Source organism: Rhizobium sp. Rhizsp42, from assembly GCF_047304155.1.
Lineage (GTDB): Bacteria > Pseudomonadota > Alphaproteobacteria > Rhizobiales > Rhizobiaceae > Rhizobium.
In genome coordinates, this window is record NZ_JBGLYS010000002.1 from 129,930 (window position 1) to 143,464 (window position 13,535).

A 13,535-nucleotide genomic window follows, 5' to 3' on the forward strand; every position below is an offset into this window, starting at 1 on the left:
TACCCAACCTCACGGTCAATCCAAAGGAGACACTTCCATGAACCGTCGCATTATAGCCACCCTCGCCCTTGCATGCGCCACCAGCGTTGTCGCCTACGCGGCCGAAGCCGCCGAGGTGAAGAACATCGTCATCGTCCACGGCGCGCTCGCCGATGGCTCCGGATGGCGCAAGGCAACCGATATCCTGGAGAAGCGCGGCTTCAACGTCACGATCGTGCAGGAACCGATCACCTCGCTTGCCGACGACGTTGCCACCACCAATCGCGTACTCGATCTTCAGGACGGCCCGACGCTGCTTGTCGGCCACAGCTATGGCGGCATGGTCATCACCGAGGCTGGCCACAACGCCCATGTCGCGGGCCTCGTCTATGTCGCCGCATTCCAGCCGGACAAGGGCGAAAGCCTGCTGTCGCTGGCAAGCTCCAAGCCGGCGGGCGGCATGAACATCCGCGAGACGAAGGACGGACAATATCTCTACCTCGACCCCGCCGCCTTCGCCAACGACTTCGCCGCCGACTTGCCCAAGGACGACGCCGCCTTTCTCGCCAAGTCGCAGGTCTTCGCGGCAAAGCAGGCCTTCGCGGCGAAGATCGGCGCTGATCCCGCCTGGAAGACAAAGAAGAGCTGGTCCGTGGTTGCGACCGACGACCGGTCGATCAACCCCGCGCTTGAGCGCGACATGGCAAAGCGCGCGGGAAGTGCGGTGACGGAGATCAAGGCAAGCCACGCAGTCTTCGCCTCGCAGCCGGACAAGGTCGCGGCCGTTATCGAAGCCGCCGCGCATGAGGCTGGGAAGTAGAGACCTGGCCTTAGGCTATTGTCTGGACATAAGAGACAAGAGGGGAGCGCGAAGACAACGCGTTTCCCTCTCCCGTTCATCCAACCACTTACGAGAAGTTCACGGCCAAAAGCTCTTGACGCGGCGGCTGCGAGGAATAGTAAGGGCACTACCCAATAACCGTCGACGCCGCAGGCTTGATTGTCTACGCCGACGTTTGCCTCGAAAGCCTCCTATGACACAAAGAACTTCGCATCGCGGACTGGTCGTTGTCGCGATCATGGCAAGCATGGCGATGATCGCCATCGAAGCGACGATCGTCTCAACGGCAATGCCGCAGATCGCAGCCCAGCTCGGCCAGATCAATCTATATTCGTGGGTCTTTTCGTCCTTCCTTCTGACGCAGACAGCGACAACCGTGATCTTCGGAAAGCTGGCGGACATCTATGGTCGCAAGCCGATGCTGCTGGTTGGCATCGCGCTGTTTCTGCTGGCCTCCATCCTCGCCGGCTTCGCTTGGTCCATGCCGTCGATGATCGCGTTTCGCTTGCTGCAGGGGATCGGCGCCGGCGCCCTTCAGCCTGTCGCAATGACCGTGGTCGCCGATCTGTTTCCAGGCAACCAGCGTGGCAAGGTGCAGGGATACCTCGCAAGCGTCTGGGCGCTGTCCGCTGTCGTCGGGCCGCTTCTCGGCAGTATCATCATTCACAGCCTGCCGTGGGCCTGGATCTTCTGGATCAACATACCCGTCGGTCTTCTGGCGGCGCTGTGCTTCATCTTGTTCCTGCACGAGGAAAAGCGGCCGCGCGTCGTCTCGATCGACGTGCTTGGCGCCGCACTCTTCGCCGTCTCGATTTCCGCGCTGATGATCGCGCTCACCGAGGTGGAAAACGGCCTCTCCAGCTACACCATAGCAGCCTTCGTCATCTTTCTTTTCGCGCTCGTCGCCTTTATCTGGCAGGAACGGCGCGCCGAAGCGCCGATGGTCGCTCCCGACCTCTGGCTGAGGCGGCCGATCGCCTTCGCCAACCTGGCCGTCTTTTTCGCCAGCATGTCGATCATGGGCCTGACGACCTTCCTGCCGATGTATGTGCAGACCGTGCTCGACCGCTCGCCGCTTGTGGCCGGCTTTGCCCTGACCATGCTGCTGCTCGGCTGGCCCTGCGGCGCGACAATCGCGTCGCGTCAGTTCTCCCGCTTCGGTCTGCGCCCGATCATGATTGTCGGCAGCCTGTTCATACCGGTCGGAACCTGCCTGCTCGTGCTGCTGGCACCGTCCAGCTCTCCCGTGCTGGCAGCTGCCGGCTCGCTCATCATGGGCTTTGGAATGGGCTTGCTGAATATCGGCGCCCTCATCCTGACCCAGGAGAGCGTGACGGCTTCCGACCGGGGCAGCGCCACCGCTTCCAACGTGTTTTCGCGCAATCTCGGCAGCACGCTCGGTGCCGCGGTGCTGGGCGCGGTTCTGACCTATGGTCTGGCACACGCCAACAACGGGCAGGCGATCACGCCCGAGCAACTGCGGGCTCTGCTGAACGGCACCGGCGCAGCCCTTGGCGGCGGCGGCGAAATCCGCCTCGCTTTGCAGCAGGCTCTTCACGCGACCTTCATGGTGATGATGCTGATCGCCGTCCTGATTGTCCCGGCCTGCCTGCTGGTGCCGCATCAGCTAGCGCCGCAGGCGGCTCCGAAGAGCGCCTGATAGGGCCGCGCGCGAAGCCTGGCCGGCAAGGGCATGCATCGTCTGGTTTGGCCTAAGACAAAAAAGATCGGCCATGAGACATGGCCGATCCGCAATCACGTCTGCGCGGCGCCGTCACTCGACGCCGCAAGCTCCAGATCAGAACTCTTCCCAATCATTGTGCGCGACCGCAGCAGCGGCATTTCCACCCTTGAAGCTGGATGCCAGGCGCTGCGTCAACGCCCGCGCGTGCGATACCACCGGTCGCGATGTTTCGGTGGCAACCGAGGGCGATGTCCGCGCCGGCGAGCGAGCATGCTGGTCGAGCGTGAACTGACCGAGCAGCGCATTCAACGCGCTGGCTTCCTTGGCCAGGCTATGGCTCGCGGCATTGGTCTGTTCAACCATCGCCGCGTTCTGCTGCGTGCCTTGGTCCATGGTGTTGACCGCGGTATTGATCTCCTGAATGCCCGTCGACTGCTCGCGCGCGGCCTCGACGATAGCGCGGACATGCCGGGTAATTTCGGTCACTTCCGCTTCGATCTGGACAAGCGCCGTGCCGGTTTCTCCGACGAGATTGACACCGGTGCTGACCTGCGTTTCTGACGTGGTGATCAGGAACTTGATCTCCTTTGCCGCCTTGGCCGACCGCTGCGCGAGTTCACGGACTTCCTGGGCAACAACAGCAAATCCCTTGCCGGCTTCGCCGGCACGCGCCGCCTCGACACCCGCGTTCAAGGCCAGCAAGTTCGTCTGAAACGCGATGTCGTCGATAACGCCGATGATGTTGCTGATCTCGCCGGAGGATTTGGCGATCTCGTTCATGGCCGAGACGGCATTGCGTACAACGCCGCCCGACTTCTCCGCACCAGACCGCGTGCGCTCGACGAGCACGCTTGCCTCTTCGGCGCGTTTGGTCGAATCGCGCACCGTTGTGGTGATCTGTTCCAGAGCCGCTGCTGTTTCTTCGAGAGAAGCGGCCTGCTGTTCGGTGCGGCGCGCGAGATCATCGGCGGCAGAGCGAATTTCCGCGGCGCCGGAATTGATGACACCGGCATTCTGGCCTACCGCCTGCAGGGCAGCCTGCAGCTTGTCGAGCGACAGGTTGTAGCTGTTGCGCAGAGAATCCAGGTGATCGACGAATGGCTTGGATATGCGATGAGAAACATCGCCGTCGGCAAGCCGGCTGAGGCCGAGCGCGAGCGCTTCGACAGCTTCGCGGGTATCGGCGGCGTCCTTCTCCTTGGCAGCTTCACGAGCCCGGCGCTCATGTTCCGACAGCGAGCGGCCTTCATCGGCTTCGCGCTCAAGACGCGAACGTTCGAGCGCGTTATCGCGGAAAACCGCGACCGCCGCAGCCATCTGGCCAACCTCGTCCTTGCGATCCAGGCCTGGGGTCTCGCTTGCCGTATCGCCGGATGCCAGCGTCCGCATCCGCTCGCGAAGACGGTCGATCGGTGTGGTGATGCCGCGCGAGGCGACAAAGAGGCCAAGGGCGACGATGGCAAGCAGGGCAACGCCAAGTGCCGACAGGCCGGTGATGATCGTGTGGTCGGTCGTTGCCTGGAGGTCGGCGGTTCCTTCTTCCATCATCTTGATCAACTGATCGTTGCCACCAGCAAACAGCGGCAGTATCGCCGTCAGCTGATTGCCGGCGCGGCGCATGACCACAACGGCTTCGTCACGCTTCCCTTCCCTGACCAACGAAATGACCTGCTGACCCGTCGTGTCGAAGGCCGCGATAGCGGTCAGCATCGCCGCGGCCGGCTCAGCTCTCGATTCGACGAGGCGTCCGGTGGTTACGATGCGCTCCTTCATCAGAGCCAGGTTGTCGTTGTAGATCTTGATGGACGCCGCGAACTCGGGAGATGCGGGATCGTTGATCATCATCAGGCCCAGCTGGAATCCAAGCTGCAACAGGCCGCCGGTCGCCCTGGCGTTGAGGGTCGCCGCCATGCTTTCATGCGACAGGAAGCTTGCATATCGGCTGTCCGCATTCTTGAATTGCGTGCTGACATAGGCAAGTCCGGCGATCGCGGTGATACCCATCAAGGCAATCACGGCGACAATTTTCGTGCGAATTTTAGCGTTTTGAAGAAAGCTCATGGCAAGGCCTGACGCGCGGCCGATACTGTTCATCGCTCTACCGGCGGGCCCACGCATTCACGGGTCGACCAGGCATGCACGAACATCTACCGACATATGGAGGGGCATGGCAGCGCAACTCCACCGTCATGGCGAATAGCTCCTCCCAGAACTGCCGAGATCCATTCGTCATACAATTAACTTACAAAACCATTAAAACTGTCCGGATTGGCTGGCAACATGCTGATCTCGCCAATATTTTTCCTGGCGGGTTTGGCTGGGTGCGGCAACCAGTGCGCGATGGCGTTTCAGCGGCTAGGCCTTTAGCACCCCACCGGCTTTGACGATCGCTTCCGGCGTGTCGAGATCGAGACGCGCCGCCGCACCGATTTCCACACCGATGATGGGCAGGCCGCATGTTTCGATAATCCCGCGCGCGCCCATATCACCGTCAAGGCGCAGAACCGCGTCTTTAAGGGAGTTCGGCAGAATGACGGGATTGCCGGGTTGACCATCGGCGACGCAACGGACGATCGCCTCTCCCCGCGCGCCTTCAAATGTCTCGATCAACTGATTGATGTTCGCGCTGGATATCCCGGGCATGTCACCCATCATGACGAGGATGCCATCCGCGCCGGAGGATTGCCTCGAAGCAAATCCGGCCTTGAGCGAACTCGCCATTCCCGAACCGTAGGCGGGATTTTCGATGATGTGAAGCGGCAGATCGTGCAGGGCGTTTCTGATCTCGACCTGGCGATGTCCGACCACAACGATAACGGCTGAAGCCTCGGAGGCCAATGCAGCCCGCGCGACGCGACGAATAAGGGGAACGCCATCAAATTCGGCCAGCAACTTGTGAGCGCCGCCTTCTCCCATCCGGCTGGCTCGTCCAGCGGCGAGCACCACGATAGCGACCGAAGGTTTCATCCTCTTTTCAATCTCCCAGATCGCGATCAGGCGAAACCTGCCAGTCCTCGTTCGTACAACGCGGTCAATATGTTAACACCGCCTGCTGGTAGTAGCCAAGGGTCATCGGCGCAAGCAAGATCACTATGGCGTCAATGTCTTGACGACCGGTCGAGCATAGCTCTCGCACGCTAATCAAGATATAACTTGACTAATAAAGTCATAAAATAATAGACGGGGGTCAATTCCAAGGGAGTGACCGACCAATGCGCCTCACCGGCAAGATCCAAGCACTAGCAGCCGCCCTCTTCCTCTCGACCGCCTTGCCGGCTCTGGCCGATACCGTCACCATCAAGGACGTGACGGGCCGAAGCGTCGAAGTGAATACGCCCGTGAAGCATATGATTCTCGGCGAAGGCCGCCAGATCTACTTCCTCGCCGCGCTCGACAAGGAGAACCCCTTCGAACACGTGGTCGGCTGGCGTGACGATCTGCCGAAGGCGGATCCGGAGTCCTATGACGCCTATCTCGCCAAGTATCCCGATATCGCCAAGCTGCCGACATTCGGCGGCATGAAGGATGGCACCTTCGACATCGAGCAGGCGGTGGCGCTGAAGCCCGACGTCATCCTGATGAACATCGACGCCAAGACCGCGACGGAAGAGGCTGGCTACATCGAAAAGCTCGGTAAGGTCGGAATTCCCCTCGTCTACGTGGATTTCCGCGAGAAGCCGATGGAAAACACCGAGCCGAGCATGCGCGTCATGGGCCAGTTGATGGGCAAGGAAGCGGTCGCCGAGGACTTCATCAAGTTCCGCGCCGACAGCATCAAGCGCGTGACCGATGTGCTCGAGAAGAGCAACCCGAAGAAGCCCGTGGTCTTCGTGGAACGTGCCGGCGGCTATTCGGATGATTGCTGCATGTCCTTCGGCAACGAGAATTTCGGCAAGATGGTCGAGATCGCCGGCGGCATCAACATGGCCAAGGATATCATCCCCGGCACGTTCGGAACGGTCAATCCAGAGCAGGTCATCGCCTCCAACCCGGATCAGATCATCGTGACCGGCGGCAACTGGGACAAGTACGTCCCGGGGGGCGCCTGGGTCGGTGTCGGCTATGGCGCTGATCTAAAGGAAGCCCATCGCAAGCTCGAGGCTCTGACCAAGCGTCCGGCCTTCACGGGCGTCAAGGCCGTTGCTGACGGCAATGTGCACGCCATCTGGCACCAGTTCTACAACAATCCCTATCAGTTCGTCGCGATCCAGGAGATGGCGAAGTGGCTGCATCCCGATCTCTTCGCGGACCTCGACCCTGAAGCGACCTTCAAGGAACTGCACGCCCGCTTCCTGCCGCTGGATTACAAACAGGGCTACTTCGTCTCTCTGAAGGACATGTGAGCATGGCTGTCAGCGCCATCGAGACATCGACAACGGGGCGCGTGCAATATCGCGCCCTTGCCTTGCGCCGCATCCTGATCCTGCTCGCGCTCACCATCGCGCTGTGTTTGAGCATCGCGCTCGATATGGCGCTCGGACCGGCCAACTATTCGCTATCGGACGTGCTTGCGGCACTTGCGGACCCGAGCGCCGTGACTGCGCAGCTGCGGGTGATCATCTGGGATATCCGCATGCCGATCGCCCTGATGGCGGTCACGGTCGGCGCATCGCTGTCGGTTGCCGGCGCGCAGATGCAAACCATCCTTTCCAATCCGCTCGCGAGCCCCTTTACGCTGGGGATCTCGGCGGCCGCGAGCTTCGGCGCAGCACTGGCTCTGGTGGGCGGCGTTTCGCTGTTTCCCGGTGCCATCCAGTACATGGTGCCGCTCAACGCGTTCCTGATGGCGATGGCCGCAGCGCTCTTCATCCATTTCGCCTCGACGATGCGCGGCGTAAGCGTCGAGACCATCGTGCTGCTCGGCATCGCGCTGGTCTTCACCTTCAATGCGGCCCTGTCGCTGCTGGAATATCTGGCCTCCGAACAGGCGCTCGCAGCCGTGGTGTTCTGGACCATGGGGAGCCTCACCAAGGCGACATGGCCGAAGGTCTGGTTCACGGCCGCCGTTCTCGTCGTGACCGTTCCCCTGTTCATGAAGGATGCCTGGGCTCTGACCGCACTGCGGCTCGGCGATGACAAGGCGGCCAGTATGGGCGTCAATGTGCGGCGCCTGCGGCTGCAGACGATGATGATCGTCAGCCTGCTCGCGGCCATACCGGTCTCCTTCGTGGGCACGATCGGCTTCGTCGGACTGGTCGGCCCGCATATCGCCCGCATGGTCGTCGGCGAGGATCAACGCTTCTTCTTGCCGGGAGCCGTCATCTGCGGCGCGCTTCTTCTGTCCGTAACATCGGTGGTGAGCAAAATGCTCATTCCCGGCGCCATCCTGCCGATCGGCGTGATCACGGCGCTGGTGGGCGTGCCGTTCTTCTTCGTCCTCATTTTCAGCAACAGGAGACGCGCATGGTAGCGCTCGCGCTCAAGCAAGTTGGCGCGACCTATGGCCGGGTCAAGGTGCTCCAGGATGTCGGGATCGACGATCTTCGCGGCGGCAGCGTCACCGCGATCATCGGGCCGAACGCGGCAGGCAAGTCCACGCTCTTCAAGCGCATCGCCTCGCTGATCAAGGGGCCGGGGCTGGTCGAACTCTCAGATACCGAGGCCGGTCCGCGAACGATCTGCTACATGCCGCAGGACACCGGCGCCAACGCCGTGCTGACGGTCTACGAGTCCGTATTGCTGTCGGCAAAGCAGGGCAGCGGTTGGCGAGTTGCCGATGAGGAACTGGCGGCGATCGACCGACTCCTCAAGGCGCTGCGCATCGACGATCTCGCGTTTCGCGGGCTTGGCGAACTTTCCGGCGGCCAGCGCCAGCTCGTCTCTCTTGCCCAGGCGCTCATCCGCAATCCGGAAGTCCTGCTGATGGACGAGCCGACCTCGGCGCTTGATCTGCATCGGCAGGTGGAAGTTCTGGACTTCATCTCCGCCACGGCCAAACGCGATGGCATGATCGTTCTCATCGCGCTTCACGATCTCAATCACGCGCTGCGCTATTGCGAGAACACCGTCGTCATCAGCAACGGCAAGATGGCGGCGAGCGGCAAGACCGGCGACGTGATCACAAAGACCATGCTGCGCGATATCTACAAGATCGACGCGCGCATCGAACACTGCTCGCAGGGAACGCCGCTCGTCATCGTCGACGGTGCGATCTGAGCGCTTAGACTGCAGCCTGCGCTGCGCCAAAAACCTTGGCGCGGCGTACCGTCACGAAGCCGCGATCTCCCGCCCGGACAGAGCGCTCTGGCTCGACGTCGAATTCCAGTTGCACGCCGCTTTCGGTGCTTGCCAGAATGCGGCGACCATCCGGCCGGTCGAGAACACGGTCGACGCTGGCGTCGATGCCGGGGCCGTCTCCGGACCAATCGAGGTCGGCCGGACGCGCATAAATCTCACCAGTGCCATCGGCAATGCCGGGTGCCGCGACCGAGGCGCCGCCGGCATAGGCGACGCCGGAGCGGATTTCGGCCGGCAATACGTTTGCATCACCCAAGAATTTCATCACAAAAGCCGATTGCGGATCGCGGCAGACCTGCTCTGGCGTGCCTTCCTGAACGATCTTGCCATCCTTGAGGATGACGACGCGATCGGCGAGGTCGAGCGCCTCTTCCTGGTCGTGGGTCACGAAGATGGTGGTGATGCCGAGCTCGTGGTGGATCTCGCGCAGCCAGCGGCGCAGGTCGTGGCGCACATTGGCATCAAGCGCGCCGAACGGCTCGTCGAGAAGTAGCACTTTCGGATCGACCGAGAGCGCGCGGGCAAGCGCCACGCGCTGGCGCTGGCCGCCTGAGATCTGCGCCGGAAACCGGTCGCCCAGCCCCTCCAGCCGCACGAGGCGCAGCAGCTCGCTGACGCGCGCTTCGATCGCGGCCTTGTCGCGCTTGACCTTCGATACCTTCATGCCGAAAGCGATGTTTTCGCCGACCGTCATGTGCGGGAAGAGCGCGTAATGCTGGAAGACGAAGCCGACGCCGCGATCGCGTACCGGAATGTCGGTCGCGTCCTGGTCGCCGAAGAAGATCTGGCCGCCATCCGAGTATTCGAGGCCGGCGACCATGCGCAGGATCGTCGTCTTGCCGGAACCCGATGGCCCCAGCAGCGCGAGAAGTTCGCCGCTGCGGATATCCAGCGAGACGTCGCGCACCGCGCGGAACGTGTCGAAGGTTTTGACGACGTGGTCGAGGCGGATCTTCATGAGTTTTTCTCTGCTGGCTGGGCAACGAGGACAGGACGCGCGGCGGGCTTGGCACTGCTGGAGCGACGGCCGGCCCCCTGGCGCTCGAGCGCCACCTTGGCGACGATGGTGAAGATGGCGATGACCGCCAGGATCGAGGCGGCGGCGAAGGCGCCGGTTGCCTGATAATCGTGATAAAGCAGTTCGATGTGCAGCGGCAGCGTATTTGTCTGGCCGCGGATATTGCCCGAGACCACCGAGACCGCGCCGAACTCGCCCATCACGCGCGCATTGCAAAGCACGACACCGTAGAGCATCGCCCACTTGATATTCGGCAGCGTGACCGAGAAGAAGGTGCGCCAACCGGACGCGCCAAGCGACGTTGCCGCCTCTTCGAGATCGCGCCCTTGCGCCTGCATCAGCGGTATGAGTTCTCGCGCGACAAAGGGCGCGGTCACGAACATCGAGGCGAGAACGATGCCTGGAATGGCGAACAGGATCTTGATGTCGTAGGCCTCGAGCGTCGGCCCGAAGATGCCCTGCAGCCCGTAGACGAAGAGATAGGCAACGCCGGCCACGATCGGCGATACGGAGAACGGCACCTCGATCAGCACCAGCAGGAAGCGCTTGCCCCAGAAATCGAACTTGGTGATCGACCATGCGGCCGCGACACCGAACGCGGTGTTGATGGGCACCGCGATCAACGCGGTCAGCACGGTGAGCATGATCGCAGGCAGCGTATCAGGGTGGCTGATCGTGGCGCTATAGACCTGCCAGCCCTTGGCGAAGGCTTCGACGCCGATGATGACGAGCGGCGCCAGGATGAGGAACGCGCCGATGATCAGCACAAGGCTGATCAAGGTGCGCCTGACGATCGGCTGATCGCCGACGCGCGGCGGTTTGCGGCGGGTGGGAATGCTGCTCATGATCAGTTCCTCACCGTGTATCGCAGCGCCCGCGCCTGCATCCAGTTGGTCAACGCCAGCATGACGAAGGCCGTCAGCAACAGGACGGATGCGATCGCCGCGGCGGCCTGGTAGTCGTATTCCTCAAGCCGGATGAAGACGAGAAGCGCTGTGATCTCCGTCGACATCGGCTGGTTGCCGGCGATGAAGATGATGGCGCCGAACTCGCCGAGCGAGCGGGCGAAGGACAAGGACACGCCGGCCAGCAGCGCCGGCGTCAGCAACGGCAGCATGACCTTGCGAAAGATCGTCCAGTCCGAACCACCCAGCGACTGCGCGGCCTCTTCGTAAGCGGGATCGAGATCTTCCAGAACCGGCTGCACCGTGCGCACGATGAAAGGAAGGCTGGTGAAGCACATGGCGACCATGATGCCGATCGGCGTATAGGCGACCTTGATGCCGATACCTTCAAGCACCGAGCCGAACCAGCCGTTCGCCGCAAACAGCGTCGTCAGCGCGATACCGGCCACCGCCGTCGGCAGCGCGAACGGCAGATCGACCATCGCATCGACAAGCCGCCAGCCGGGAAAGCGATAGCGCGTCAGCACCCAGGCGAGCGCGAAGCCGAAAAACAGGTTGAAGATCGTGGCGCCGAGCGCCGACAGCACCGTGACCCGATAGCTGGCGAGCGCGCGCGAGGATGACACGATGCGCCAGTAATCCTCCGGCCCAAGGCTTGCGGCCTTGAACACCAGGGCGGCCAGAGGCAGCACGACGATAAGGCCGACATAGAGAAGGGTCACACCCAGCGACAGGCGTAATCCGGGCAGGACGTTGCGTCTCAAGCGGTCATTCCCTGTTTCATAAGTCCTGCTCTGCAAGCACGATGACGAAAGCGGCCCGGCGGGCAAACGCCAGCCGGGCAAAGCGATGTAATATCCGGTTAGGGCTTACCGGCTGCCATAAAGCTTGTCGAGAATGCCGCCGGACGCGAAGTGTTCCTTCTGGATCTTTTCCCAACCGCCGAAGGTCTCATCGACATTGACGAGGCGGATCGCTGGAAACTGGTCCTTGAACTCGCCGATCACCTTCTCATCGCGAACGCGATGGCCAAACTGCGCGGCAATCCGCTGACCTTCTTCGGTGTAGAGGAAGTCGAGATAGGACTTGGCGAGCGCTTCGGAGCCATGCTTGGCGGCGACCTTGTCAACGACAGCGACGGGGAACTCGGCAAGCAGGCTGACCGACGGGATCACGCCCTGGACTTTGTCGGAGCCGTACTGCTTCTCGATGCCGCGTGTCTCGGCCTCGAAGGTGATCAGCACATCGCCGGTCTCGCGCTCGACGAAGGTCGTCGTGGAGGCGCGGCCACCGGTGTCGAAGACCGGCACGTTGTCGAAGATCTTGGTGATGTAGGCTTCGATCTTGCCTTCGTCGCCCTTGTAGGCTTCCTTGGCCCAGGCATAGGCGGCGAGATAGGTGTAGCGTGCATTGCCCGATGTCTTCGGGTTCGGGAAGACCGCATGCACGTCGTCACGCGCCAGATCGCCCCAGTCCTTGATGTTCTTCGGGTTGCCGGCGCGCACCAGGAAGGATGGGAAGGAGTAGAAGGGCGACGCGTTGTTCGGGAAGGCCTTGGCCCAGTCCTTGGAGACGAAGCCATTCTTCGCGAGGAAGTCGATGTCCGTCGACTGATTGAACGTCACGACGTCGGCCTCGAGGCCCTCGATGATCGAGCGCGCCTGCTTGGAAGTGCCGGCATGCGACTGGTCGATCGTGATGCCCGGATGCTGCTTGATGAAGGCTTCGTTCTCCGAGGCGAAAAGCTCGCGGGAAACGTCATAGGATGCGTTGAGAAGCTTCGTCGGCTCTTCGGCATGGGCCTGAACGGAAAAAAAGGCGGCAAGCGCTGTGCCGAGAATCAGAAGGCGTTTCATCTATCGCTCCGGTGTTTCACTGTGCGGTGAAACTAATCGGACCGCCTCCAGATCGCGAGGAACCACCGCCCCCGGTTGCGTACAGGCTTAGAAATTCTGTCCCTTTTTCGCCATATTTCGCGGCGGTTTTGCTTCATGCGGCGCGGGAGCATACTTATCAAGCGTTCCTAAGCCTCTGCTAACAAAATGCTTTCCGCGCTCTGGCCATCCGAGCCTGCCGGATGAAAATCGGTGCGAGGTCATGGCTCACCAGCCCAATACATGGCCCTTGCGCTCGTCCGGGCTTTGGCGTATCACCCCGACATCACAGGGGTGCTCCGTAATGCCGGGGCTGAGATACGGTCGCATGATCGTGGACCCTCAAGCTGATCTGGATAATGCCAGCGGAGCGAGGTAGAGCGATGTTTTCCGGCGCGCAGATTTCACTGTATCCCATGACCGACGATTTCGTCGGTGTCATCACCCAGGCGCTTTCCGCGCTCGATCCCCATCGTGACAGGTTGCGGATCGAGACGGACGATATTTCGACGCTGATCATCGGCACGCCCGATGTCGTCTTCGCCGCCATGCGCGACCTGTTCGCGACAGCCGCCAGCAGCGGCAAGCATTGCGTGCTGCACGCGACCATCTCGCGCGGTTGCCCCGGAGAGCCTGACGATCCGATCTGCCAGACACCCGAATTGACCGGCCCCATTGCGCCGCTCGATGAGCGCAAGGCAAGGGCGCACCAGGCGGTCAAGGACGCGCCTGTCATCGGTCAGGAAACGGCCGCCCAGTTTTCGCTCTATACGCTCGGGATCGACGGCCACATGGACGAGATCTACGGCTGCATCGACTTCCTGAGGAATTCCGGTGTCTTCGAGAAATCGAAGAACTTCTGCACGAAGCTGCGCGGCGACACCGGCGCGGTGTTTTCGACCGTGCACGAGGCGCTGGTGCGCTTCGGCCCGCCGGCGGGCCATGTGACGATCGACCTTACCGTCTCGGCAAACAGCCCGTCCAAGCGCTAAGCGCC

General features: G+C 62.0%; 12 protein-coding genes and 1 riboswitch. Of the genes, 6 read left to right on the forward strand and 6 right to left on the reverse strand.

Annotated features, from left to right (window positions below; all coding sequences use genetic code 11):
- Positions 1-37: 37 nt before the first annotated feature.
- Both ACCD05_RS03375 and ACCD05_RS03380 read left to right on the forward strand, forming a co-directional pair.
- Positions 38-799 (forward strand): alpha/beta hydrolase, encoded by a 762-nt coding sequence (locus ACCD05_RS03375; RefSeq protein ID WP_112949428.1) that lies wholly within the window; start codon positions 38-40, stop codon positions 797-799.
- Between the two features lie 214 nt (positions 800-1,013).
- Entirely contained in the window at positions 1,014-2,480 is a 1,467-nt protein-coding gene (locus tag ACCD05_RS03380; RefSeq protein ID WP_112949429.1) for an MFS transporter, read from the forward strand.
- A 138-nt stretch (positions 2,481-2,618) separates the two neighbouring features.
- On the opposite strand, the gene ACCD05_RS03385 is transcribed toward ACCD05_RS03380, so the two are convergent.
- Positions 2,619-4,565 carry a methyl-accepting chemotaxis protein gene (locus ACCD05_RS03385; RefSeq protein ID WP_162724579.1) on the reverse strand — a complete coding sequence of 649 codons (1,947 nt, stop codon included), beginning with the start codon at positions 4,563-4,565 and terminating at the stop codon, positions 2,619-2,621.
- A 294-nt stretch (positions 4,566-4,859) separates the two neighbouring features.
- Positions 4,860-5,471 (reverse strand): nucleotidyltransferase family protein, encoded by a 612-nt coding sequence (locus ACCD05_RS03390; protein ID WP_112949431.1) that lies wholly within the window; start codon positions 5,469-5,471, stop codon positions 4,860-4,862.
- A gap of 245 nt (positions 5,472-5,716) precedes the next feature.
- Between ACCD05_RS03390 and ACCD05_RS03395 the strand changes: the two genes are divergently transcribed.
- From ACCD05_RS03395 to ACCD05_RS03405, 3 genes are read left to right on the forward strand one after another with little or no spacing between them, the layout of a single operon-like run.
- On the forward strand, positions 5,717-6,847 hold the full coding sequence (locus tag ACCD05_RS03395; protein ID WP_112949432.1) for an ABC transporter substrate-binding protein: 1,131 nt from the start codon (positions 5,717-5,719) through the stop codon (positions 6,845-6,847).
- A 2-nt stretch (positions 6,848-6,849) separates the two neighbouring features.
- Positions 6,850-7,914, forward strand: a complete 1,065-nt coding sequence (locus ACCD05_RS03400) for a FecCD family ABC transporter permease (protein WP_112949433.1) — start codon at positions 6,850-6,852, stop codon at positions 7,912-7,914.
- Positions 7,908-8,660 carry an ABC transporter ATP-binding protein gene (locus ACCD05_RS03405; protein WP_112949434.1) on the forward strand — a complete coding sequence of 251 codons (753 nt, stop codon included), beginning with the start codon at positions 7,908-7,910 and terminating at the stop codon, positions 8,658-8,660. Before ACCD05_RS03400 ends, ACCD05_RS03405 begins: the two co-directional genes overlap by 7 nt.
- A 4-nt stretch (positions 8,661-8,664) precedes the next feature.
- On the opposite strand, the gene ACCD05_RS03410 is transcribed toward ACCD05_RS03405, so the two are convergent.
- The 4 genes from ACCD05_RS03410 to cysP all read right to left on the reverse strand — a co-directional run bounded on the left by ACCD05_RS03410 (position 8,665) and on the right by cysP (position 12,520).
- On the reverse strand, positions 8,665-9,699 hold the full coding sequence (locus ACCD05_RS03410) for a sulfate/molybdate ABC transporter ATP-binding protein (RefSeq protein WP_112949435.1): 1,035 nt from the start codon (positions 9,697-9,699) through the stop codon (positions 8,665-8,667).
- Entirely contained in the window at positions 9,696-10,604 is a 909-nt protein-coding gene (cysW, locus tag ACCD05_RS03415; protein ID WP_413391137.1) for a sulfate ABC transporter permease subunit CysW, read from the reverse strand. Before cysW ends, ACCD05_RS03410 begins: the two co-directional genes overlap by 4 nt.
- 2 nt (positions 10,605-10,606) lie before the next feature.
- Positions 10,607-11,428: a sulfate ABC transporter permease subunit CysT gene (cysT, locus tag ACCD05_RS03420; protein WP_112426833.1), complete on the reverse strand. Its 822-nt coding sequence runs from the start codon at positions 11,426-11,428 to the stop codon at positions 10,607-10,609.
- 105 nt (positions 11,429-11,533) lie between these two features.
- Entirely contained in the window at positions 11,534-12,520 is a 987-nt protein-coding gene (cysP, locus tag ACCD05_RS03425) for a thiosulfate ABC transporter substrate-binding protein CysP (RefSeq protein WP_112949437.1), read from the reverse strand.
- Between the two features lie 298 nt (positions 12,521-12,818).
- Positions 12,819-12,929: riboswitch (TPP riboswitch) on the forward strand.
- On the opposite strand from cysP, the gene ACCD05_RS03430 reads away from it, so the two are divergent.
- Complete coding sequence (locus ACCD05_RS03430; protein ID WP_112949438.1) at positions 12,922-13,530, forward strand: YkoF family thiamine/hydroxymethylpyrimidine-binding protein; 609 nt, start codon at positions 12,922-12,924, stop codon at positions 13,528-13,530. Its footprint overlaps the riboswitch before it by 8 nt.
- The last annotated feature ends 5 nt before the right edge of the window (positions 13,531-13,535 follow it).